Source organism: Polaribacter sp. KT 15, from assembly GCF_900143115.1.
Classification (GTDB): Bacteria; Bacteroidota; Bacteroidia; order Flavobacteriales; family Flavobacteriaceae; genus Polaribacter; species Polaribacter marinaquae.
In genome coordinates this window covers 1,602,092-1,625,215 of sequence record NZ_LT670850.1, presented here as the reverse complement: position 1 = coordinate 1,625,215, position 23,124 = coordinate 1,602,092, and the positions used below count along the sequence as shown (strand labels likewise).

Below are 23,124 nucleotides of genomic sequence, written 5' to 3'. Positions count from 1 at the left end.
AGAACACATGAAACGTAGAGATTTTTTAAAACAATCAACTTTTGCTTCTGGAATGTTTTTTGTGCCTCAATTTTTAAAGGCTTTTGAGCACAACACCAACTCGATATTTAGCAATAAAAAAGTAGTAATTATTCAGTTAAAAGGAGGTAATGATGGTTTAAACACAGTTGTACCTTTTAACAACGATATTTATTATCAACAAAGAAATAATATCGCCTTAAAACAAGCAGATTTATTTAAAATTTCTGATGAAGTCGGGCTTCATAAAAGCTTACAACCTTTACAAAAATTGTATGACAAAGGTTTTCTAAGTATTATAAATAATGTTGGATATCCTAACCCTAACTTATCTCATTTTAGAGCTACAGATATTTGGCAAACTGCTAGTGATAGTAATGAGTTTTTGCAAAACGGTTGGATTGGGCGTTATTTAGATTTTATTAAAGGAAACCCTTACACTGCTATCGAAGTTGATGAAAGTTTGTCTTTAATGATGAAGGGAAAAACACAAAACGGATTAGCAATTACAGATTCTAAAATGTTTTACAATTCTATGAAAGCACCGTTTTTTAATAACGTTGTTTCTAATTATAATGATGCGCATCTAAGTGAACATAATTTAGGTTATTTGTATAACACCATGATTGATGCAAAATCGTCTGCAAAACATATTTACGAAAAAACGAAAACAAAAAACTCTTCTGCAGAATATCCAAAAAATTTATTTGGTAAACAATTAAAAAATATTTCTCAGTTTATTAATTCCGGATTAGAAACGCAAGTATATTACGCAGGTTTAAGTGGTTTTGACACACATGCTAACCAAACAAATACACAAGCAAGATTATTGAATTTGTATGCAGAAACTATGGAAGTTTTTATAAATGATTTACAAAAAAATAACACTTTTGATGATGTGCTTATTCTTACATTTTCAGAATTTGGTAGACGTGTAAAACAAAACGAATCTAAAGGAACAGATCACGGAACAGCAAATAATGTTTTTCTGATGGGTAAAAACCTAAAAAAACAAGGTTTATATAATAGTTTGCCAAATTTAGCGAACTTAGATAAAAACGGAAATTTAAAATACGAAATAGATTTTAGAGAAATTTACGCTACTATTTTAGACAAATGGTTAAAAGTAGATGATACAGCTATTTTAAACAAATCGTTTTCTAAATTAGGATTTATATAAAACTTGATATTCTAAAAATAATCTGCTAAATTCGTTCGACCTGTAATTGTATAATTAAAAAGGTATTCTAAAATATATTTTTAAGGCATAAATATTATTGTAAAAAACAATGATCTCACTTAATAAGACGATAGCGTATACCCAAAATTGGAAACCTACTTTTTTGATTGCTTTATTGTTAGGTACAGTAATTCCGGTTTTGTTAATTACCTTAGAGCCTTTTGATAATAGTAATAGTTTTTCATATAAATATTTAATTCTTTCTGGTTATTCCGTTTGTATAATAATACCGATTTTAATATTTCATCCTATAGAAAATTACGTTTACAAAATTCAAACAAAACGATGGTTTATAGTAAACGAGTGTATTTATATTATTAGCACATTATTTGTAATCTTTATTTTTTCTTTCTTTTATCACTTCTTTGTAATTAGCGGTTTAACTTCTTTTACCTATGAATTAATCTGGAGTTTTATAAAATCTTTTGGAGTACCTTTTACACCTATTGTAGTGCCTTTGTGGCTTTATTTACGGTCTAAATACGGTCAAATAGAAGTTCCTAATTATGATAAATCGAGCACTAAAAAGGTTAAAAAAATTACTATTAATGGAACCAATAAATCTGAAACCTTAACCATTTTTGAATCGGATTTTATTTTTGCAAAAGCCCAACAGAATTATGTAGATATTTATTTTAATACAGATAAAGGCATGCAACAAAAAACCTTAAGAAGCACGCTATCTAATATTATAAAACAACTACCTAAAGCTTGGCAAGTGCATCGCTCTTACTTGGTAAATTTAGATTATCTTAAAACTGTAGAAGGCAATGCTAGAAAACGTTTTATAAGAATTACAACAACCGAAGAGACTATTCCCATTTCTCAGGTTTACTATAAGGCGCTTAATAAAAGACTTTCAAATTCGTCCCAAGAGCTTCAAAAATAGCCCGTGTATTTCAATTTTAACCCAAAAACCTCAGGTTAATCACACTCTTTTTTTTCATTTGTTTGAATGTGTTCTATTTGCTGTGAACTTAAAAAACTAACAAATGAAAACTCTTAATTTTTTTATCGCAGTAATTTTATTACTAATTCTAACAAGTTGTTCTTCTAGTAAATATGTTAACTATTTAGAAGATCATACAGAAGTTGTTAAAATGACAGATTCTCTTCAATTTAATTCACTTGATGATAGCTTCTATAATAACAAACTATTTTTAGTAGGCGAAGTTCATGAAGTTGAAACATCCCCAAGAATAGATTTTGCAATGTTCACACAACTTAATCAGAAAATACATATTGATACTTACTTAGCCGAAATGGATATTGCTCAAGGTTATTATCTTCAAGAATATATAAAAGGTTCAAATGAAATTACATTGAAAGAGATATTAAAAAAATGGCCAGTTTACATAGGTAGAATATCTGAACAACATAGAAATAAATGGGTAAAAATGAGAGCTTATTATGCTCAACTTCCTCATGACAAAAAGTTTAATCTAGTAGGAATTGATAGAATTGCAGATTTCGATTTGATTAGAAAACTATTAAAAGAAAAACTGCCTGTAGTATATCATAAAGATATTGATAGTGAAAATGAGTATTTAATTTCTTGGTCTAAGAATAAACTAGATATGATTATAGAAAAAGAAAAACCTCATTTGAGTATGAATACGATCAATTTATTAAAAAATATAGCGTACAATTTAAATAATTATAAGGTTACAAGAAGTAGAGACAAATTCATGTTTCATAACTTTAAAAGATTATACACACAAAAGAACTGGGAAAACAAAAATCTTTATAGTGGATTGGGTTTTTCACACACATTACAAGCTTATAGATATACTTTTGCTGGTCGAATTAAAAAAGATATGCAATTACCTTACTCTAATAAAGTGGTTAGCTTAAATACGTTGTATGTAGATTCTAGATTAACTGTTGATAGTAAAGCCTTACCAAAGTTTATGCAAGATAAAGGCAAAGCATTTACTCGATTTAAGTATTCTCAAGATAATAGGTTATTTATGTATATTGAAGGTATAGCGGATTATAAAAAAGTTACAGAACCAAACTCGATTAGCTTACTTAAATTAGATGCTACAGATTCTCCTTATCTAAACTCGTCTAGAGGTACTAAAGTTAAAAAACTTATAACCATTTGGGATGCTTACGATATTATAGATGGTACATCTACAACAGACTATGCACAATATATTTTGTTTGTTAGAAATGCAGATTGGATTAAGCCTGATGAAAATTAGATAAATAAAAAAGAGCTTATCATAAATGATAAGCTCTTTTTTTATTTTATAAAACTAAGATTAGTTGTTTAACGCTTCTGCACCACCAACAATTTCAAGAATTTCATTTGTAATTGCTGCCTGACGTGCTTTGTTATAAGTCAATAACAATTCGTCTCTTAAATCTTTAGCATTGTCTGTTGCTTTATGCATTGCAGTCATTCTTGCTCCGTGTTCAGATGCAAAACTATCTCTTAATGCTTTATACAATTGCGTTTTTAAAGATTTTGGTATTAAAGCCTCTATAATTTCTTCTTTAGAAGGCTCAAAAATATAATCAGAATTTACAGCACTTGCATCACCACCTTCAATTGGCTTAATTGGTAAAAATTGCTCTACCTGTGTAATTTGAGTAGCTGCATTTTTAAATTGATTGTAAACAATTTCAATTTTATCATACGTACCATCAACAAATAACTCCATTAAGTTTTCTGCAAGAGAAGCTACATTACTAAAAGTTAAATCATCATAGATATCACTTCTATTAGCTGTAACATTATATCCTTTAGATAAAACATCATTTCCTTTTTTACCTATTGTAAATAAATCTACAGAAGTATTGCTATATTTTTCGTTTATAGTTTTTACTACTTCTTTTGTAATAGAAGAGTTAAAACCACCACATAAACCTCTATTAGAAGTAATAACAACTAATAAAACTTTAGAAACATCTCTTTGTTTAGAATATTCTCCACTAGCATCACTTTCTAATGTTGCACTTAAATTTTGCAACAATTCTGTAAGTTTAGAAGAATATGGGCGCATAGCCGTAATAGCATCTTGCGCTTTTTTCAACTTTGCAGCAGATACCATTTTCATGGCAGATGTAATCTGCATTGTAGATTTAATAGAAGTAATTCTATTACGTATTTCTTTTAAGTTAGCCATACTATGAGTATTTTATTATTCCCGCTTTCGCGGGAATAATAACTATATGTTATGCAAATTGCTTAGAAATTTCTTTAGCTGCTGCCTCTAAAACATCAGTAGCTTCGCCTGTTAATTTACCAGACTTTAAAACATCTAAAGTATCTCTATGCTTTGCGTTTAAATAATCGATATAATCTTTTTCGAATTTCTTTACTTTTTCTACAGGAACATCTTTTAGTAAGTTCTTAGAACCTGCATAAATAATTGCAATTTGATCTTCTACAGAAAAAGGATCGTTTTGAGCTTGCTTTAAAATTTCAACATTACGTTGTCCTTTAGAAATTACACTCATTGTTGCAGCATCTAAATCTGAACCAAACTTAGCAAAAGCTTCTAATTCTCTAAACTGAGCTTGATCTAATTTTAATGTACCAGATACTTTTTTCATGGCTTTAATCTGAGCGTTACCACCAACACGAGATACAGAAATACCTACGTTAATTGCTGGACGAACACCAGAGTTAAATAAATCTCCATCTAAGAAAATCTGTCCATCAGTAATCGAAATTACGTTTGTTGGAATATATGCAGAAACGTCACCCGCTTGTGTTTCGATAATTGGTAATGCAGTTAAAGAACCTCCACCTTTTACGATTCCTTTTAAAGAATCTGGTAAATCGTTCATTTCACTTGCAATTTTATCATCATTAATAACTTTTGCAGCACGTTCTAATAATCTAGAGTGTAAGTAAAATACATCACCAGGATAAGCTTCACGTCCTGGAGGTCTTCTTAATAATAAAGAAATCTCACGGTAAGCAACAGCTTGTTTAGATAAATCATCATAAATAATTAAAGCTGGTCTTCCAGAATCTCTAAAATACTCTCCAATTGCAGCTCCGGCAAATGGTGCATAAACTTGCATTGCTGCAGGGTCTGATGCATTTGCTGCTACAATCGTAGTATAAGCTAAAGCTCCTTTTTCTTCTAACATATTTGCAATTGCAGCAACTGTAGAAGCTTTTTGACCGATAGCAACATAAATACAATAAACTGGCTCACCAGCATCGTAAAATTCTTTCTGATTTAAAATAGTATCTAACGCAACTGTAGATTTACCAGTTTGACGGTCTCCAATAATTAACTCACGTTGACCTCTACCAACAGGAATCATTGCATCAATAGATTTAATACCTGTTTGTAACGGTTCTGTTACTGGTTCTCTATAGATTACACCAGGAGCTCTACGCTCTAAAGGCATCTGATAAGTAATACCTTCTATTGGTCCTTTACCATCAATTGGGTTTCCTAAAGTATCTAAAACACGTCCTACAACTCCTTCACCTGCATTTAATGAAGCAATTCTTTCTGTACGTTTAACAGTAGAACCTTCTTTTACTGATGTAGCAGTACCTAACAATACAACACCCGCGTTATCTTCTTCTAAGTTTAATACGATTCCTTCTAGACCTCCTTCGAACTCTACTAATTCACCATATTGAACATTAGATAGACCGTAAACACGTGCGATACCATCACCTACTTGTAAAACAGTTCCTACTTCGTTTAAAGTAGCTTTAGCTTCAAAATTTGTTAACTGTTCTTTTAAAATTGCTGATACTTCAGCTGGTTTAATACTTGCCATCTTTTATGATTTGATGTATAATTAAATTTTTGGAATGAAATGACTGTTGTCAAATTCCTTTCTTAATTCGTTTAAATAATTAGAGATACTTGCATCATACTGCACATCTCCAACGCGTAGAATAAATCCTCCTAAAATATCTGGATTTATAACATTTTCTAGATTTGCTTTATTACCTGTTAACGCTACAATTTTATCTAAAACTTGCTTTTCTACTTCTTCTGTTAAAGGTACTGCTGTAGTTACCTTGGCAACCTGCGTACGCTTTAAGTGATCAAAAACAATTGCATATTTTTGTGCAACTGGGCGCAACATTGCAATTCTTTTGTTATCTTTTAACAAATGAAATAAACCTAGTGTAATATTGTTTACTTTACCCTGAAACAATGCCGTTAGAACATTCATTTTGTCTGATGCTTTAACAATAGGGCTGTTTAACATTACCTCTAAATCTTTGTTCTCTGCAATGGTAGCAGCTACTAACGACATGTCGTCATTAACCGCAGCTTCAGACTTGTTGTCTAATGCTAGATTTAAGATTGCTTTAGCGTAACGTAATGCTGCTCTTGCGTCTTTCATTTATACTTAGTTTAAAGTAACTTCTTTTAAAATACCTTCTACTAAATCTAGTTGGTCTTTTTTGTTAGATAATTCTTTTTTAATTACAGATTCTGCTATACCAATAGATAATTCTGCAACATTCTTTTTAATTTCTGCTAAAGCTGCTTGCTTTTCTTGTTGAATAGAAGCGTTTGCCTTTTCTATTAAATTTGCTGTAACTTCTTTTGCATCTTCTTTAGCATCAGAAATAATTTTGTCTTTTATTTCTCTTGCCTCTTTCATCATTGCATCTCTTTCTGCTCTTGCTTCTTTTACAAGCTTTTCGTTATCTGCTTGTAAATTCTGCATTTCTCTACGTGCATTTTCTGCAGCTTGTAAAGCATCTTCGATACCATTCTCTCTATCTTCTAAAGAGTTTAAAATTGGTTTCCAAGCAAATTTTTTCATCAAAAATAATAAAATTATTAAGATGACGATTTGCATAATGAACAACCCTGGTGAAAAATCGTTTAATAAAGTTTCCATGCTATAAACTAATTATATTGTTTTTTGTTTAATTTAAAAACACTTTCTGTAACCAACCGTTACAGAAGAGTGTTTTTGTTTCTTTTTTAGGAAATTATGCTTTCCCTAAGATTAATGCACCAAATGCTAAACCTTCTAATAAGGCTCCAATGATGATCATTGCAGTTTGAATTTTACCAGCTGCCTCAGGTTGACGAGCAATACCTTCCATTGCTTTTCCACCGATTTGACCTAATCCAATTCCACCACCGATTACGATTAATCCTGCTCCAATTAAATTGTACATACTAATTGATTTTTAAATATATTAATTAAACAAATTCTAATTCTTCTTTTGTACTTGATTATGCATCAAGATTTCTAATGATGATCATGTTCTTCAACAGCCATCCCAATAAATAACGATGATAACATCGTAAAAATAAACGCTTGTAAAAAGGCTACTAAAATTTCAATAACCATAATAAATAATGCCAACACTAAAGACATACCTGTAGACGCTACTGGCCCAAAAGCTTCTTTCATTGTTACCATTAAAGCAATTAAACTCATTACCACAAAGTGACCTGCTGTAATGTTTGCAAATAAACGCACTAATAAAGAGAAAGGCTTAATTAAAATAAAACCTGCCAATTCTATTACTGCTAATATTGGTCTTAAAATTACCGGTACACCTGGCATCCATAATGTGTGTGCCCAAAAATCTTTACTACCGTTTGTAATGTAAATTACCATTGTAAATAAAGCTAAAGCAACTGTAACTGCAATTTGACCTGTAACGTTAAAACCTAACGGAGTTAAACCTAATAAGTTCAAAATCCAAATAAAGAAAAATACCGTTAATAAAAAGCCCATAAACTTTTTATACTTTTTCTCTCCAATATTTGGTCTTGCTATTTCGTCTCTAACATAAATTACCAAAGGCTCTAAAACTCTACCAAATCCTTTTGGCACTTTTCTAGATTTGTATTGTTTTGCTAATGCAGAGAAACCTAAAAACATTAAAAGAGAAGCAAATAAAATACCTACTACACTTTTTGTGATCGAAAAATCTAATGTTTTGTGTGCGTTTGTTGCGTGGTGTGTTTCATCAAAAGAAACAGCTGTTGCTCCTTTTTCTAATTCATAAATCTTACTATGAATTTTTGTGAATTTTAATCCGTTTTTTTCTACAATTACATGTCCATCATCATTATGATGAAATTCTGAAGACATAAAAGTTACTAAACCTTCGCTAGACCATAAAATTACAGGTAAAGGAAAACCAAAATGTTTTCTTTCTCCTTGATCTGTAGAATAAGAGAAAAAAGTAAAGTCGTGAGAATCTTTTAAGTGATGTTTAATATAATCAGTAACTTCTTCTTGTGTATTTACCTGACCACCATCGTTTTCCGAATGGCTTTTCTTACCTGTTTCTGAGGCAAAAGTTGTACTTGTAATAACCGCTATTACTGCTATTGTAAAAAACTTAATTATTTTTTGTGCAATCTTCATTGTAAAAATACGCTTTCTAAATTCGGCGCAAAGGTACGCAATAATTCAAAAGTACAAACCTTTTTTTCAAATTTAAATTTATAGTTTTTTATTTCTAATTTTTGATACGATAATTCCTTCTGTTGATAAAAAAACGAAAGTGGGTAATAAGAATGATAATTTTGCTATAACAGACAAAGAATCTCTTTCTATTATTGATGAATAAAAGGCTACGCAAAAAAACAGTAATTTTAAAAATAAAGCTCCTAAATATATATAACCTAAGTCTTCTGGTTTTTTATTAACACTTTGAAGCAATAATAAATTTACACAAATTAGTATAGAAAAACCGCTATGAAAAAGATATAGTTTTTGCAGGTTAAAAGGTAGTATTTCTTTATAACTCTCTATAATAATTTGATGTAAAAAAAAGCCTGAAAAATGTAAACCAAGAAAAACTACGAGTACAATTACTATTTTTTTAATCATTTATTTTATTTGCTTGTTTAATAAGAGCATATGTTGCTAAAAAAATAGCAACTAAAGTAATTGTTGTTGTTAAAAATGAAGTGTCTAACTTTTTATCTAACCATTCTCCTAAAAGAAAGCCTAAATATATTGTTAACCCCATTTGCAAGCCCGCACCAGATAACTGTATTGCTTTATTAAGCGGTTTTTTCTGAGCGTTTTTTTGTTTCATTACCACTTTTATTAAGTTCTTTTAATGCACCCTTCATTGCACAAGTAGCATTAAAAGTGGCACCTGGTTCTATAGATAGTTTACCTATAACCACATCTCCAGAAATATTTGCTGTACTTTTTATTGTTAACGTATTTGCTACAGATAAATCTCCAGAGAATTTACCTTCTATATCTGCATTAGTAGATTCTACTGTACCTTTTATTACACCTTCAGAACCAATAATTACTCTTCCTTTAGTTATTAAAGTACCTTCTAATATACCGTCTATTCTAAAATCTCCTTCAGAGACAATATCTCCTTTAAATGTAGAGTTTTTGGCAATTACATTTCTTTCCATAGTTCTTGGGTTTGCTTTTTTCTTTTCTTTTTTAGGTTCTTTGCTGCTAAACATTACTCTTTTGTTAATTGTTTTAAAATTTCTTTCGCTTTTTTTCCTTCTTCTGTACTTCCGTAATTAATAGCAACAAATTCTAATGCTCTTTTGTAAGTTTCTTTATCTAGGTACTTACCAATTGCATATGCTTTTAAAAGCTCGAATTTTGGTTTTAATTTAGAATTGTTAATTGTAGGTAAAACATCGTTTACATTAACAAGAACATTTTTAAACTCTCCTTTTTTGTAAAGATAATATAGTTTTTTGTAAGTTTTTTCTACCTCGTTTACAACTTCTTTGTTTTCTATTTTATTTTCTGGATTTTTTATAATCTGAGCAAAAACCGTGTTGGGATATTCTGATAGAATAACATTTTTATGCGTATTCGATTTTTCTAAATTTCCGTTTTTATTGTAAATTTGATACAAATGCCAATTTATTGGTAATACTAACTCGGCTTTCGGGTTTAAACTAAGCACTCTTTCTAATCTTCTTATTGCTAAGTTTTCGTTTTTAAATTGTTCTTTATAAATTAATCCTAATTCGTATAAAGCTTGATTTCTATCAATTTTTAAAGTGTCTATTTTTTGTTTTTCTGTCGGAATTGTTTCTAAATAACTAGCTAAATCGTACCTAGTATTTATTTTTGAAACATTTACAGAATCGGTATTTCTAGTATTGATGCTTGCATTTGCAGACCAACGCCAATTGTCTTCTAACTTTCTGTTTCCCCAAATTTTCTGGAATTCTGTTTTACCAAAACTAACTACTTGGTTATTATAAAAATACCATTCTCCTTTACTATTGGTTTGTAACGAACTTGAATTTGCACCAAATGCTATTTGATTTAGTCTTAATTGCGCAGCTTCTTCGTCTTGCTTTTTTAAATTTTCTATATAATTTTTAAAATAAGATTCTTGTTCATTTTTTGGTAAAGATGCAATTCTAATTATACTATCGTTTGTAGCAACTACATCTTCGAAATTAATTAACGACGCTAAGTTTTTATACTTTCTTTTTACTCTTCTAATTCGAAGTGCTAAAGAATCTGTAGAAACATTTAAAACACTATCGTAATAACTACTTGCAAATTGATACTCAGAGTTTTTAAAATATAAATTTCCTAAATTCTCGTATGTAAAACTTTTCTGCTTATCGCCACCATTTTTGGCTCTTAAAGATCTATTGTAATAATCTACAGCCAAAGCAATACTATCGTTTTTTTCGTGTAAAGAGGCAACTTGATAATACAACTGATCTAAATATGGTCTATTATCTCTATCTTCTATTAATTTCTCTAACCTAGACAAAACACTCGATGAAATAGAATCGTTAACAACGTTCTTTGCCAATTCTATATTTGCATGAATTTTATATTTGTATGGTGCTTTTTTAAAGTTTGCAAGTTTGTTAAAAACGGCTGCAGCAGAATCTTTTTCGTTTTCATTGGCATACATTTGCCCTAAAACAAACATATTTCTGGCTGCTTGTGCTTTATTTTCTTGTGTTCGTGTAGCTAAAATTAAATGTTTTTTTGCTTTTTGTAAACTATCAGATTTTACATAAGCCATTGCCAAAGCAGTATTTGCTTGCTCTTTGATATCGTTTGGCAAATCTGCTTCTAAAGTATCTGTAACCACCAATAAAAGTTTCATGGTTTCTATGGCAAACTCTTCATTATCCATTCTAATATTTGCTTTTGCACGCCAAATTTTAGTTTCTGCAATTAAATTTGCATTCGGATAATTTGCAATTACATAATTAAATGCCTCTACAGCAGGTACAAAACGTTGCGAATAATAACGAGCTTTACCAAGTAATAAATAAGCATCGTCTATTTTTCGGTTTCTTTCTAAACCGTTAATATTCATGCCATGTTTTTGTATTGCTTTTACCGCTTTTTCTTCTGCCTTTTCAAAAGGACCAGCAGGTTGTGTTGTTGCTGTTTTTTCTTTTTTGCTGCCAAAACCAGCTCCGAGACTATTGTTTTTAAAAGTTGGCGCAACAATTTTACGATCATCAAAAACAATTGGTTCTATTGGTAATTGCTGAAACCAATCATCTTTATAACCTTGGTTAATACCTTCTATTCCTTTTTTAAATGCTTCTTCACCATTAAATAAAATATTAAAGTGAGACGTTAAAGCGTGGTAGTTTCTACTAATAACAGTATCTTTTTTTGTACTACATGCGTAGATTGTTCCTAAAAGAACGGTAAATAGAAGTATTTTGTTTAGTTGTTTCATAAAATTAAAAAACTCTTATCTAAAACTAATTTCTAGTGAAAATAGTATAAATAAGAGTGTAAAAATAGTAATAAATTAAGAATAGACTAAAATGTAAGAAAACATTTATGCTATTGTAGTTATTTGTTTTGTTTTTAATTTGTTACAAAGCAAAATAACTTTCTAATTCTTTTAAGGTTTCTTCGGATGTTTTTATGTCGTTTACCACGGTTCCTTTATCTAAAACCACAATACGTTCGCAAACTTCTGTTACGTGTGTTAAATCATGACTAGAAACTAAAACGGTAATATCTCTATCTTCTGTTAGTTTTTTAATAATTTGCTTTAATCTAATTTGTGTTGTGGGATCTAAGTTTGCAAAAGGCTCATCTAAAATAACCACTTTAGGGTTTCCCATCATTGCAGCAACAATGCCGGCTTTTTTCTGATTTCCTTTACTTAAATCTCTTAAATATTTCTTTTTCCCAACAATTTCCCCATTAAAAAAATCTTCAAATTGTGCTATAAATTTAGCAACATCTTCTTTATTCATACCTCTTAAATCACCAATAAAATCGAAATATTCTTCTGGTGTTAAATAAGATATTAAAAATGATTCGTCTATAAAAGAACCTGTAAAATTTTTCCAATCTTCGCTTTCACTAACAACTATATTATTATTTTTAACAGAACCAGTTGTTGGTCTAATTAAATCTAATAAAATATTAAATAAAGTAGTTTTACCTGCACCGTTATTACCAACCAAACCAAAACTTTGACCTGTTGGAATGTCTATTTTTTCTACGTTTAAAACTTCTGTTTTTCCGTATTTTTTTGAAACTGTATTTATTGTAATCATTGTTTTTTCTTTTTAGGTTTAATTATGCTTCTTTTCCGAAAGCATTAATCATCACATATTTATTTTTTATGTACTGTTTTTCTATCAGGTTTAAAGCATATTTTTTACACAATAAACTTATTATTCCTATAGATGCCACTACGATGTAACCAGAATTACCGCCTACAAATTTGTCGAACAACCAAAAAACCAACATAGGAAAAACCATTAATGGCAGTATAATTAAAAACTGAGTTGCACTTGTACCTTGTGTGTTACCAAATCCGCTTTTATTTAAATCAATTCTTTTTCTATTAAAAGATCCTGCAAATAATAAAAAGAGTGAATTAAAACCGATATTAAAGATTGCACCGGCGGTAATCATTAAAAAAATATCGATTCCGAAATACAAATACGGAAAACTTAATATGTATAAAAAAGAGGTCATAAATACCATTAAAATCCATTTAGATTCTAAAAACTTACGGTATTTAAAACTCTGACTCATTAACATTTTGTAATGTGCACTATCCCAAGCAGGAATAAACTGACCGTAATTTAAGGCAAAACCACCTGTTACAAATAAAGAGGCAAACATTAACATTGCTGGCATTTCTCTGTATGTTTTTTGGGTGAAAAATATCAATCCGTAGAACAAAAATAAAAACGACATTAAAAAGACCGTTTTTGTTCTTTTGTTTCGCCAAATTAAACGCATATCGTTTTTAATAAATGGCGCAACATCTCCTAATTTATCTGTAAAAGATAAGTCTAAAGACTTTGCTTCTTCCACTTTTTGAGAAACTGCTTCATCTAAATACACAAGGTTTCTTAATTGTTTGTAGTTTAATTGATACAACAAAGCCAACACCACTAAAAAAATTAATGCGTAAATTGGGTTTTGATAAATGCCATCAAAAACAGATCCACCATACGATGTAACATCAAAAATGTTAAACTTTTGTAAACCAATTAAGGTTAATAAAGTAACAGCTATTACACCTAAAGCAACTTTATTTTTATTAATTAAAAAATTTAAAAAATTGGCAGATTGAATAATTAATATCAGCGCAAATAACCAACCTAAAACACCCGAAGTATTGTAACCCTCTTTTATTAAAACTACAGAAAAAGGGATGTAGAAAAATAAACCTAAGATGTTAAAAAACGAAACAGAAGATTTACCTAAAACATAATGTACCAATTTACTTTTTTTAATTGGTAAAATTAACATCGGTTTTATATTCATAACCGGCAATTTTTGCATTAGATATCTAAATATTAAATCTCCTAAAATTGCATATAACAAATAAGAATTTACCAATTGTAATGGGTCGGATTCTGGAAATTGTTTCTTTAAAATATAATAACCTCCAATACCTATTATTAAAAAAGTAGCTAAAAAATACAGGACAAAAAAGCCCATAATTATTTTAATGGCAATACTTTTTCCGAAGGAAGCTGATCGAAGAAATTGCTTCCATTCTAGTTTTAAAAAGCGTAACATCATAAGTTTAGTAATTAGTTAGATTGATAATAAGTAGTTAAGTATTACAATTTGTTACAAATTATTTACAATTTTATACTCGGGATATGTTTCTATTAACAATTGTTCTGCTTTTTCTGGCAACACATAATTAGAAATATAAAACAAAATGCACAACAACGTTAAGACTACAGAAATTACAAAAAGCCAATAGATATTTAAGTGACTAAAATCGAACCTTGTTAAGTTAGCAATGTTAAATAAATTTACAAAAGTAAAGCCAGTGTAAGTGTTTTTGGTTGTACCAAGCATTGCTTCTAACAAAAAAACTTTCTCTTTTTTAATTTCTTTTTCTTTATGCTTTTTTCTAATTTTATAAGCGCTGACTCCTTCTAAAGTTATTAAAATCAATAAGGTTCCTAAAAAAATATATTCTGAAAACTTTACTTGTAAAACAGTGAAAAATGCTAAAAAAACAGTACTTGTAATTACAATTTTTGGAAACGTAAACCACTCTTTGGCAAAGTTTAGAATAATGTTCCAGTAGCGTTTATTCATTTGTTTTTGCTTTTCTTCTACAACATCCATAAAACCAAAAACGCCAAATTTTTTAAATGATTTATCTCGAGCATCTTCAAATGATAAATTCGGATTTTCAATCCAAATTTCTTCAATATCGTTTGCCAAATGGTCTACCAATTCGCTTTGTACATCGTAATGATAAACGTAATGTTTTCGTGTAAATTTAAAAAGTTGCGCTATATGGTTTTGAGTAAGTTTCATTATCAAAATAAATTATGAAAATTTATATTCTGGATACGTTTCTTGTAATAATTCTTCTGCTTTTTTAGGAATAACAATTAGAGATACATAACCAAAAAGAATTAGTAAAGTAATTATAGCAGCAGACAAGGCTTTTCTAAAATCGCCCATCAACAAAAAATCTTTAGCATTATCTGGAAATAAAAAATCGAAAGCGTATAATAAAATTAAAGCAGAATTACCAATACCATTAATAGCTATAATGTTTTCGAACATCCATTTTTTGCCTGTTTTATTGGTTTTCTTTTTTAATTTTCTACTATTTTTAATTATTGTATAGCATTCTAAAAGAATTACAACAATAAAAACGGCGATATATATATTGTATGCATTTGGTAATTTTTGTAATTGATAAAAACCTAAAAAAAGCAATGCTGTAAGCACTATTTTGGGCAATCTAAACCATTCTTTTATAAATTTTAGAATAATTTTAAAATACCTTTTTGTCATTTGAGTTTGTTTTTGCTCTACAACATTCATAAAGCCAAAAACACCAAATTTTTTAAATGATTTATCTCGAGCGTCTTCAAATGATAAATTCGGATTTTCAATCCAAATTTCTTCAATATCGTTTGCCAAATGGTCTACCAATTCGCTTTGTACATCGTAATATTCTACATAATGTTTTCTAGTGAATTTGTAAAGTTCTTGTATGTGGTTTTGGGTCAGTTTCATTCTTTAATCAACTTTTTATAAATACTTTGAGCAACTTTAAACTCTTCGTACATAAAATTCACTCCAATTGCTAAAAAAGGGATAATTATTGCCATAATTACGGCTACATATAAACTACTTAATTTCTCAAACTCAAATAAAAATTCAGGCCAATTCAAAGCTATATTTAAAATGGCTAAAGGAAGAGATACTAAAAAAATAAGACTATTTAATTTTGATGATTGAAACACCTTATATTTTAAAAAGAAACCAAAAATAAAGATTAAGAATAAACAAATGAGACTAATAAAAGAGTATTTTATTAGTGTTGCATTATCATAAATTATAAATAAATATGCCCAAAAAATTAGTATTAGAAACAAACTCTTTAACTTTAGATAATATGTTTTGTAATATTCTGAAAAATTTTTTCTGTTATTTTTTGCATATTGAGTTATTATCCTTTGAAAAACATGGTCTAAGCCACCACCATTAAAATTTTCTTTCCACCCTAGTTTTACAAGAGCGTCTTGCACCAATTCTTTAAATTGATAATTAGAATGCGAAATTTGTAAACGTTTTTCTACATCTAAAACTACATGATCTAACATTTCAATTCTAATATCCCAAAACTTTATACCCTCATTTTCTAATAAATGATCGATATATTTTACTTGCTCTTTTGTTAATTCCATAGCTTATGAAATTTTATATTGTTGAATTGCTTCTTTGTGTTTTTTATAAAAGTGGAAATAACTGAAAGTCATCCAAAGGAAAGAACAGAGCATTCCAATATTAATTCCATTCAATTCATTCACACGTGTGAAAAAAATTGCTAAAACAATTAAACCTGTAAACGCTCCTAAACTTTTAGATTTCAAAATAAAACCATAAGTAGTTTCGATTTTATGATTATTACTAAATAACATGTATACAAATGATATTAAAGTTAAAACTATAACTCCTTTTAAAGTATTGAATAAACCGTATTCTTGTGGGTTTTCTATTTTAAAATTAAAATGAGTTAATAATAAAAAAGGCAAAAAATAAGAGGTTAATAAAAACACATATTGTTTCCAATAAACTTTTTTAGCTTTCTGAATCACAATTTTTGGTGCAGTAAAACCAAGTCCAAAAAACATACTGGAAGTTTCTTTAAATTGAGGATTCCATTTTTGTTTAGAAGTTGCAAAAGCATTGTGAAAAGTTACTTTTTCTTCTTCTATTTTTTCTTCAATATCAGAAATAATATGATCTAAAATTTCTAATCGAATATCGATATAATCAATCTGTTTTACATCTAAATAATGTTCTACTCTTTGTATTTGTTCTTTTGTTAATTTCATAGCATTAGTTTAACAAGTGTTTGTATTTTTCTAAGATGATTTTTCTATGTTTTCTCAAAACAATAAAAGCTGCAACACCATAATTAATAGTAAATAAAGTATAAACTATAAATATATAATTATTAGAAGTTATATAATGTTGAAAATCGAAACTTAACGGAAGTTGAACCATTAAGAATGGCAACCAAATTTCTGAACCTAAAAGCTTAACTTCTTCTAACTTTTTTAATTTCTTTTTATTTATCATTCCAAATAATAAAGATGCAGACATAACTATGGATTGTGAAATAACTAGTGAAAACCATAACCATTTATCGTTTAAAATTTCAGCAAAAAAATAAAAAACAATAACAACTAATAACGAATAAGGAATCAATTTAAAATCAATAAAAAATCTAAAAAAATGCTCCCAAGTTTCTTTTCTGTAAGAAATTTTAAGAGCACTCACTCCGTTAAAAACAAACTTTTTTATAAACTCTAATTCATTGGATAAATACTGAGATAAATTTCCATTTTCTGTAGTTGCTTCAAAATCAAGAATTAGATGATCTACCAACTCAATTCTTGTTTCTTCGGAAATTGTTGGGTATTTTCTGAGTAAAAAATCCTCTAAAAAAACCAACTGTTTTTCTGTTATTTCATAACGCTTTTCCATCCTACTCCAAACTTAATTTAGGATTCACCAATTGCTGCATTGTTCTTAAAAACTCTTGCATTTCATCTAACTTGTTGGCAGTTTCTTTGGTACCAGATTCTGTTAACTTGTAATATTTACGCAATCTATTACCCACTTTTGCAACCTCTACATCTAGCAAACCATCGGCTTCTAACTTGTGTAAAGCTGGGTACAAGGCACCTTCGGTAATTTTAAGTTCGCCTTTGGTTAATTCTTTTACTTTTTGTGTAATTTCATAACCGTACATTTTATCATTACTTTCTAATAATTTTAAAATAATGGTTTGCAAAGAGCCTTTGTATAATTTCTGATTTCCCATTTTTATAATGTGTTTTTGTCACTTCAATTTAAAAATCACCTAAATTGACAATTTTTGAATATCGATGGTCAAATATACATAATTTTCTTATACATAGAATTCTTATGTATTATTTTTTTGACAAAAAAATCCTGAGTTTTAAAAAACTCAGGATTTAATTTAGAAACTTCTTTTAAGAATCGTTATTACTTTTCTACTTTTAAAACCTCTTTAATTATGCGTTCTAAATCTGCTTTTGGTAAAGCTCCGTTTGCCATTTGTGGTTCTCCTTCTGCAGGACAAAATAACATAGATGGTATGCTTCTAATACCAAAAGCGGCAGATAATTCTTGTTCTGCTTCGGTATCAATTTTATAAATATCTATTTTACCTTCGTATTCTTTAGACAATTCTTCTAAAATTGGCGCAATCATTTTACAAGGACCACACCAATCTGCATAAAAGTCTATTAATGCTGGTCTTTTACCTTCAAATTTCCACTCTTTATTTTTTTCAAAATTAAATACTTTTTCTAAAAATGTTGCTTTTGTTAAATTTTCTGTCATATGAATGTTTTTAATTCAACTTTGTTGAATTTTAATTTTATATTTATTTTACTACAAAATTAGTCGTAAAAACCTCTAAAGTATTACAAATAGCTATCGATAACAAACATCGTAAAGTTAAAAACAGTTAAATCATTCTTTAATAAAGCGATTATAATTTAATTTTGATAAAACAATTAACTTTGTTTGGTATACTAAACATCATAAACACACTTACATTGATTTACCCAAAAACAGAAAAAAAACCAGTTGTAGACACCTTTTTTAATACAACCGTTATCGATAATTACAGATGGTTAGAAGATGATAGAAGCGCAGAAACAGAAGCTTGGGTAAAAGCACAAAACAAGGTTACTTTTAACTATCTAAATCAAATTTCTTACAGAGATCAATTAAAAAATCGATTGGCTAATTTATGGAACTATGAAAAAATAGGTACGCCTTTTATAGAAGGCGATTACACATATTTTTCTAAAAATAATGGTTTACAAAATCAGAGCGTAATTTATAGAACCATAGATAATTCTGAACCAGAAATATTTTTAGATCCAAATACTTTTTCTAAAGACGGTACAACTTCTTTAGGCGCATTAAGTTTTTCTAAAGATGGTAAAACCGTCGCATATTCTATTTCTGAAGGTGGTTCTGATTGGCGAAAAATAATTATTATTGATGTTGTTTCTAAAAAACAAAAAGAACCGGTTATTGTTGATGTAAAATTCTCTGGAATTTCTTGGTACAAAAACGAAGGTTTTTACTACTCTAGTTACGATAAACCAACCGGAAGTGAGTTGTCTGCTAAAACAGATCAGCATAAATTATATTATCATAAGTTAGGAACTTCGCAAGAAGATGATGTTGTTATTTTTGGCGAAAAAACATCAGAAAAACACAGATATATTGGTGGCTATGTTACAGAAGATAATCGTTTTTTAGTAATTACTGCACAAATTTCTACTTCTGGTAACAAATTATTTATCAAAGATTTATCCGAAGAAAAAAGCACACTAAAACCAATTATAGAAACGCTAGAAAGTGATACTTATGTAATTGCGAACAAAGCTTCTACACTTTTTTTAGCAACCAATTTAAATGCTCCCAATAAAAAAGTTGTTACTGTAGATTTTTCGAATCCTACACCAAAAAATTGGCAAGATTTTATACCAGAAACAGAACATGTTTTAGCTATTTCTAAAGGTGCAAATTATTTGTTTGCAAATTATATGGTAGATGCGGTTTCTAAAGTTTTTCAATACAATTTTAATGGCGAACTTATAAGAGAAATTTCTCTACCAGGTATTGGTTCTGTTACGGGTTTCGGTGGAAAAATAGAAACTAAAGAATTGTATTTTTCTTTTACGAATTACAACACTCCGAATTCGTCTTATAAATTCAATCCAGAAGATGGCTCTTACCAAACATATTGGAAACCAAAAGTGGCTTTTAATACTGATGATTATATAAGCAAACAAGTTTTTTATCCGTCTAAAGATGGCACTAAAATTCCGATGATTATTACACACAAAAAAGGAATTGAGTTAAATAGCAAAAATCCTACTATTTTGTATGGTTATGGCGGCTTTAATGTAAGTTTAACGCCTAGTTTTAGTGTTGCAAATTTAGTTTGGATGGAGCAAGGTGGTGTGTATGCTGTTGCGAACTTGAGAGGTGGCGGAGAATATGGTAAAAAATGGCACAACGCGGGTATAAAACTTAAAAAGCAAAATGTTTTTGATGATTTTATTGCGGCGGCAGAGTTTTTAATTGATAGTAAATATACTTCATCAGAATTTTTAGCAATTCGTGGTGGTTCTAATGGCGGACTTTTAGTTGGCGCAATTCTTACGCAAAAGCCAACTTTGGCAAAAGTTGCGTTGCCTGCTGTTGGTGTTTTAGACATGCTGCGTTATCATACATTTACTGCAGGCGCAGGTTGGGCATACGATTACGGTACTGCCAATGACAACAAAGAGATTTTTGACTATTTAAAAGGATATTCGCCTGTACATAATGTAAAAAAAGGAACTACATATCCTGCAACATTAATTACAACCGGAGATCATGATGATAGAGTTGTACCAGCACATAGTTTTAAATTTGCAGCAGAATTACAAGAAAAACATACGGGTAAAAATCCTACATTAATAAGAATAGAAACCAATGCGGGCCACGGGGCCGGAACACCTATTGCAAAAACAATAGACCAATTTGCAGATATTTTTGGTTTCACTTTATTTAATATGGGCTTTAAAAAACTGCCTAAAAACCTACAAAACAGCTGATAAATTTAAAATAAAACTTTTTTAATTATTTAATTACCTTTGGTAATAATCAATAAGGTAATTACAAAAGTTAAAAAGATGTAACATTATATTTTTTAAGACACTAATTATCATAACACTCAAATTACACAAATAATGAAAACATTTAACAAGGTTCTTTTTACAACTGCAATTGCATCTTTTGCTTTTGTTGCTTGTAAAGAAGAAAAGCCAGAAGAAAGATCTGCCGGTATTATTATTGAAAACATGGATACTTCTGTAAAAGCATCTGATGATTTTTTTAGACACGTAAATGGTACTTGGATCGATAAAACAGAAATTCCAGAAGACAGAACATCTTGGGGTGGTTTTGGTGAATTACGTAAAAAAACAGATGAAGATGTTTTAACTATTTTAAATGATGCCATAGCGCAAAAAGATTTTCCGAAGATAAAAGATGCACAAGGAAATGAAATAGATTCAGATCAAGAAAAAGCAGTAAACTATTACCAAACAATAATGGATACTGTTGCTAGAAACAAACAAGGTAAAGCACCTGTTATGCCTTTTTTAGCTAAAATAGAAGAAATAAAAACAAAGAAAGATGTACAAAACTATATTACCAATATGGCGCCTTATGGTGGTGCTGGTTTTTATGGTTTTGGTGTTTACAACGATTTAAAAAACAGCAGCCAATACGCAGGGTACATGGGTGGTGGTTCTTTAGGTTTATCTAGAGATTACTACGTAGATGCAAAAGTTGCAGATAAATTGGCTAAATACGAAATATTTGTTGCTAAAATGCTTCAAGAATTTGGTGATGATGAAGCTACAGCTAAGAAGAATGCTGCCACAATTGTTGCTTTTGAAACTAGTTTAGCAGAACCAATGATGACAAAGGAAGAACGAAGAGATACACGTAAAATCTACAATCCAATGTCTGTTGCAGAGTTAACAAAATTAGCACCAGCTATCGATTGGAAAGCTCATTTAGAAGGAATAGGTGTTACAGACTTAGAAACAATTATTGTTACAGATCCTGCTTATTTTAAAGCTATGAGTAAAATTTTTACACAAAGATCTGTAGAAGACATGAAATTATTATTCCGTTGGAACACTATAAACAGTTCTTTAAGCTCTTTATCTACAGACTTAGAAACTGCAAATTGGGAGTTTTATAGCAAAGAAATGCGTGGTGCTAAAAAACAACGTGCAAGAAACGAGCGTGCTTTAGGTAACTTAAACGGTGCCGTTGGTGAAGCTTTAGGTAAATTATACGTAGAAAAAATGTTTCCGCCAGAAGCAAAAGCAAAAGCAAAAGAAATGATAGACAATGTAATGTTAGGTTTCGAAAAAAGAATTGCTGGTTTAGAGTGGATGAGTGCAGAAACTAAAGAAAAAGCATTAGAAAAATTACATAAATTAACTGTAAAAATTGCGTATCCAGATGTTTGGAAAGACTACTCAGAATTACAAGTTAAAGGTTTAGACGAGGGCGGTTCTTATTTTGAAAACAGTATTAATGTTACAAAATGGAACTATAATAAAAATATGGATAAACTAGGTAAAGAAGTAGACAGAACAGAATGGGGTATGTCTCCGCAAACTGTAAATGCTTATTTTAATCCAACAAATAACGAAATTGTATTTCCGGCAGCAATTCTACAGCCTCCGTTTTACGATTACAAAGCAGATGAAGCTGTAAATTATGGTGGAATCGGAGCAGTTATTGGTCATGAAATTTCTCACAGTTTCGACGATTCTGGATCACGTTTTGACGGTGACGGAAACCTTAAAAACTGGTGGACAGAATCAGATTCTGAAAAATTTGCAGTAATTGGTAAGCAATTGGTAAAACAATACTCAGATATTATTGCTATTGATTCTATGCACTTAAATGGCGAATATACTTTAGGTGAAAACATTGGCGATTTAGGTGGTGTACAAGCAGCTTACGAAGGTTTACAAATCTTCTTAGAAAAAAGCGGTAGACCAGAAAAAATTGATGGTTATACACCAGAACAACGTTTTTTCCTTTCTTGGGGAACCATCTGGAGAACTAAAATGCGTGATGAAGCTCTTAAAAACTTAATCATGACAAATACACACGCTCCAGGTATGTACAGAGCATACATGCCACTTAAAAACGTAGACGCTTTTTACGAAGCTTTCGATGTTAAAGAAGGCGACAAAATGTATTTAAAACCAGAAGAAAGAGTAAGAATCTGGTAAGATCACAGACCTTTTTAGTATAATTTTCTTTTTAAAATTTATACATTAAAATTTAAAACCGATACT

24 protein-coding genes are annotated in these 23,124 nt (G+C 29.6%); 5 read left to right on the top strand and 19 right to left on the bottom strand.

What is annotated here, in order from left to right; translation table 11 throughout:
* Nucleotides 1-7 precede the first annotated feature (7 nt).
* From B5464_RS07345 to B5464_RS07335, 3 genes are all read left to right on the top strand, one after another.
* Nucleotides 8-1,198 (top strand): DUF1501 domain-containing protein, encoded by a 1,191-nt coding sequence (locus B5464_RS07345; protein ID WP_079737843.1) that lies wholly within the window; start codon nt 8-10, stop codon nt 1,196-1,198.
* A gap of 109 nt (nt 1,199-1,307) precedes the next feature.
* Nucleotides 1,308-2,147, top strand: coding sequence for a LytTR family DNA-binding domain-containing protein (locus B5464_RS07340; protein ID WP_079737842.1), 840 nt, complete (start codon nt 1,308-1,310; stop codon nt 2,145-2,147).
* A 103-nt stretch (nt 2,148-2,250) separates the two neighbouring features.
* On the top strand, nt 2,251-3,465 hold the full coding sequence (locus B5464_RS07335) for a hypothetical protein (protein WP_079737841.1): 1,215 nt from the start codon (nt 2,251-2,253) through the stop codon (nt 3,463-3,465).
* A 60-nt stretch (nt 3,466-3,525) separates the two neighbouring features.
* Here the strand turns inward: B5464_RS07335 and atpG are convergent, their stop codons facing one another.
* The 19 genes from atpG to trxA form a co-directional block, all read right to left on the bottom strand.
* Nucleotides 3,526-4,392, bottom strand: a complete 867-nt coding sequence (gene atpG / locus B5464_RS07330) for an ATP synthase F1 subunit gamma (RefSeq protein WP_079737840.1) — start codon at nt 4,390-4,392, stop codon at nt 3,526-3,528.
* A gap of 49 nt (nt 4,393-4,441) precedes the next feature.
* Nucleotides 4,442-6,019, bottom strand: coding sequence for a F0F1 ATP synthase subunit alpha (gene atpA / locus B5464_RS07325; RefSeq protein WP_079737839.1), 1,578 nt, complete (start codon nt 6,017-6,019; stop codon nt 4,442-4,444).
* A 21-nt stretch (nt 6,020-6,040) separates the two neighbouring features.
* A complete protein-coding gene (atpH, locus tag B5464_RS07320) occupies nt 6,041-6,598 on the bottom strand; it encodes an ATP synthase F1 subunit delta (protein ID WP_077810728.1) in 558 nt (185 codons plus the stop codon).
* Between the two features lie 6 nt (nt 6,599-6,604).
* Nucleotides 6,605-7,105, bottom strand: a complete 501-nt coding sequence (locus B5464_RS07315) for a F0F1 ATP synthase subunit B (protein WP_079737838.1) — start codon at nt 7,103-7,105, stop codon at nt 6,605-6,607.
* 94 nt (nt 7,106-7,199) lie between these two features.
* Nucleotides 7,200-7,391 carry an ATP synthase F0 subunit C gene (gene atpE, locus B5464_RS07310; protein ID WP_013620961.1) on the bottom strand — a complete coding sequence of 64 codons (192 nt, stop codon included), beginning with the start codon at nt 7,389-7,391 and terminating at the stop codon, nt 7,200-7,202.
* Nucleotides 7,392-7,465: 74 nt separating this feature from the next.
* Nucleotides 7,466-8,599 carry a F0F1 ATP synthase subunit A gene (gene atpB, locus B5464_RS07305; protein WP_077810726.1) on the bottom strand — a complete coding sequence of 378 codons (1,134 nt, stop codon included), beginning with the start codon at nt 8,597-8,599 and terminating at the stop codon, nt 7,466-7,468.
* Nucleotides 8,600-8,677: 78 nt separating this feature from the next.
* Nucleotides 8,678-9,067 (bottom strand): DUF6168 family protein, encoded by a 390-nt coding sequence (locus tag B5464_RS07300; RefSeq protein ID WP_079737837.1) that lies wholly within the window; start codon nt 9,065-9,067, stop codon nt 8,678-8,680.
* Nucleotides 9,060-9,278 carry an AtpZ/AtpI family protein gene (locus B5464_RS07295; RefSeq protein ID WP_077810724.1) on the bottom strand — a complete coding sequence of 73 codons (219 nt, stop codon included), beginning with the start codon at nt 9,276-9,278 and terminating at the stop codon, nt 9,060-9,062. The genes B5464_RS07300 and B5464_RS07295 overlap by 8 nt, the downstream gene beginning before the upstream one ends.
* Nucleotides 9,244-9,672 carry a polymer-forming cytoskeletal protein gene (locus B5464_RS07290; RefSeq protein ID WP_077810723.1) on the bottom strand — a complete coding sequence of 143 codons (429 nt, stop codon included), beginning with the start codon at nt 9,670-9,672 and terminating at the stop codon, nt 9,244-9,246. The genes B5464_RS07295 and B5464_RS07290 overlap by 35 nt, the downstream gene beginning before the upstream one ends.
* Nucleotides 9,672-11,900 carry a tetratricopeptide repeat protein gene (locus B5464_RS07285; protein ID WP_079737836.1) on the bottom strand — a complete coding sequence of 743 codons (2,229 nt, stop codon included), beginning with the start codon at nt 11,898-11,900 and terminating at the stop codon, nt 9,672-9,674. The genes B5464_RS07290 and B5464_RS07285 overlap by 1 nt, the downstream gene beginning before the upstream one ends.
* A gap of 142 nt (nt 11,901-12,042) precedes the next feature.
* Nucleotides 12,043-12,738: an ABC transporter ATP-binding protein gene (locus B5464_RS07280; RefSeq protein ID WP_077810721.1), complete on the bottom strand. Its 696-nt coding sequence runs from the start codon at nt 12,736-12,738 to the stop codon at nt 12,043-12,045.
* Nucleotides 12,739-12,760: 22 nt separating this feature from the next.
* Nucleotides 12,761-14,227, bottom strand: a complete 1,467-nt coding sequence (locus tag B5464_RS07275; RefSeq protein WP_079737835.1) for a DUF5687 family protein — start codon at nt 14,225-14,227, stop codon at nt 12,761-12,763.
* Between the two features lie 51 nt (nt 14,228-14,278).
* Nucleotides 14,279-14,986, bottom strand: coding sequence for a hypothetical protein (locus B5464_RS07270; protein WP_079737834.1), 708 nt, complete (start codon nt 14,984-14,986; stop codon nt 14,279-14,281).
* A 12-nt stretch (nt 14,987-14,998) separates the two neighbouring features.
* Entirely contained in the window at nt 14,999-15,700 is a 702-nt protein-coding gene (locus B5464_RS07265) for a hypothetical protein (RefSeq protein WP_079737833.1), read from the bottom strand.
* Nucleotides 15,697-16,374, bottom strand: a complete 678-nt coding sequence (locus B5464_RS07260) for a hypothetical protein (protein WP_079737832.1) — start codon at nt 16,372-16,374, stop codon at nt 15,697-15,699. Before B5464_RS07260 ends, B5464_RS07265 begins: the two co-directional genes overlap by 4 nt.
* 3 nt (nt 16,375-16,377) lie before the next feature.
* Nucleotides 16,378-17,025 (bottom strand): hypothetical protein, encoded by a 648-nt coding sequence (locus B5464_RS07255; RefSeq protein ID WP_079737831.1) that lies wholly within the window; start codon nt 17,023-17,025, stop codon nt 16,378-16,380.
* 4 nt (nt 17,026-17,029) lie between these two features.
* Nucleotides 17,030-17,680, bottom strand: a complete 651-nt coding sequence (locus B5464_RS07250) for a hypothetical protein (RefSeq protein ID WP_079737830.1) — start codon at nt 17,678-17,680, stop codon at nt 17,030-17,032.
* A gap of 1 nt (nt 17,681) precedes the next feature.
* A complete protein-coding gene (locus tag B5464_RS07245; protein ID WP_079737829.1) occupies nt 17,682-18,020 on the bottom strand; it encodes a PadR family transcriptional regulator in 339 nt (112 codons plus the stop codon).
* Nucleotides 18,021-18,205: 185 nt separating this feature from the next.
* Nucleotides 18,206-18,565, bottom strand: coding sequence for a thioredoxin (trxA, locus tag B5464_RS07240; RefSeq protein WP_077810714.1), 360 nt, complete (start codon nt 18,563-18,565; stop codon nt 18,206-18,208).
* Between the two features lie 200 nt (nt 18,566-18,765).
* On the opposite strand from trxA, the gene B5464_RS07235 reads away from it, so the two are divergent.
* Both B5464_RS07235 and B5464_RS07230 read left to right on the top strand, forming a co-directional pair.
* A complete protein-coding gene (locus B5464_RS07235; protein WP_154066994.1) occupies nt 18,766-20,847 on the top strand; it encodes a prolyl oligopeptidase family protein in 2,082 nt (693 codons plus the stop codon).
* A 135-nt stretch (nt 20,848-20,982) separates the two neighbouring features.
* Complete coding sequence (locus B5464_RS07230) at nt 20,983-23,058, top strand: M13 family metallopeptidase (RefSeq protein ID WP_079737828.1); 2,076 nt, start codon at nt 20,983-20,985, stop codon at nt 23,056-23,058.
* Nucleotides 23,059-23,124 lie beyond the last annotated feature (66 nt).

Bases quoted from the DNA above. Each gene is read 5' to 3' on its own strand.
- B5464_RS07345 (WP_079737843.1), top strand. From the start codon at position 8: ATGAAACGTAGAGATTTTTTAAAACAATCAACTTTTGCTTCTGGAATG.
- B5464_RS07340 (WP_079737842.1), top strand. From the start codon at position 1,308: ATGATCTCACTTAATAAGACGATAGCGTATACCCAAAATTGGAAACCT.
- B5464_RS07335 (WP_079737841.1), top strand. From the start codon at position 2,251: ATGAAAACTCTTAATTTTTTTATCGCAGTAATTTTATTACTAATTCTA.
- atpG (WP_079737840.1), bottom strand. From the start codon at position 4,392: ATGGCTAACTTAAAAGAAATACGTAATAGAATTACTTCTATTAAATCT.
- atpA (WP_079737839.1), bottom strand. From the start codon at position 6,019: ATGGCAAGTATTAAACCAGCTGAAGTATCAGCAATTTTAAAAGAACAG.
- atpH (WP_077810728.1), bottom strand. From the start codon at position 6,598: ATGAAAGACGCAAGAGCAGCATTACGTTACGCTAAAGCAATCTTAAAT.
- B5464_RS07315 (WP_079737838.1), bottom strand. From the start codon at position 7,105: ATGGAAACTTTATTAAACGATTTTTCACCAGGGTTGTTCATTATGCAA.
- atpE (WP_013620961.1), bottom strand. From the start codon at position 7,391: ATGTACAATTTAATTGGAGCAGGATTAATCGTAATCGGTGGTGGAATT.
- atpB (WP_077810726.1), bottom strand. From the start codon at position 8,599: ATGAAGATTGCACAAAAAATAATTAAGTTTTTTACAATAGCAGTAATA.
- B5464_RS07300 (WP_079737837.1), bottom strand. From the start codon at position 9,067: ATGATTAAAAAAATAGTAATTGTACTCGTAGTTTTTCTTGGTTTACAT.
- B5464_RS07295 (WP_077810724.1), bottom strand. From the start codon at position 9,278: ATGAAACAAAAAAACGCTCAGAAAAAACCGCTTAATAAAGCAATACAG.
- B5464_RS07290 (WP_077810723.1), bottom strand. From the start codon at position 9,672: ATGTTTAGCAGCAAAGAACCTAAAAAAGAAAAGAAAAAAGCAAACCCA.
- B5464_RS07285 (WP_079737836.1), bottom strand. From the start codon at position 11,900: ATGAAACAACTAAACAAAATACTTCTATTTACCGTTCTTTTAGGAACA.
- B5464_RS07280 (WP_077810721.1), bottom strand. From the start codon at position 12,738: ATGATTACAATAAATACAGTTTCAAAAAAATACGGAAAAACAGAAGTT.
- B5464_RS07275 (WP_079737835.1), bottom strand. From the start codon at position 14,227: ATGATGTTACGCTTTTTAAAACTAGAATGGAAGCAATTTCTTCGATCA.
- B5464_RS07270 (WP_079737834.1), bottom strand. From the start codon at position 14,986: ATGAAACTTACTCAAAACCATATAGCGCAACTTTTTAAATTTACACGA.
- B5464_RS07265 (WP_079737833.1), bottom strand. From the start codon at position 15,700: ATGAAACTGACCCAAAACCACATACAAGAACTTTACAAATTCACTAGA.
- B5464_RS07260 (WP_079737832.1), bottom strand. From the start codon at position 16,374: ATGGAATTAACAAAAGAGCAAGTAAAATATATCGATCATTTATTAGAA.
- B5464_RS07255 (WP_079737831.1), bottom strand. From the start codon at position 17,025: ATGAAATTAACAAAAGAACAAATACAAAGAGTAGAACATTATTTAGAT.
- B5464_RS07250 (WP_079737830.1), bottom strand. From the start codon at position 17,680: ATGGAAAAGCGTTATGAAATAACAGAAAAACAGTTGGTTTTTTTAGAG.
- B5464_RS07245 (WP_079737829.1), bottom strand. From the start codon at position 18,020: ATGGGAAATCAGAAATTATACAAAGGCTCTTTGCAAACCATTATTTTA.
- trxA (WP_077810714.1), bottom strand. From the start codon at position 18,565: ATGACAGAAAATTTAACAAAAGCAACATTTTTAGAAAAAGTATTTAAT.
- B5464_RS07230 (WP_079737828.1), top strand. From the start codon at position 20,983: ATGAAAACATTTAACAAGGTTCTTTTTACAACTGCAATTGCATCTTTT.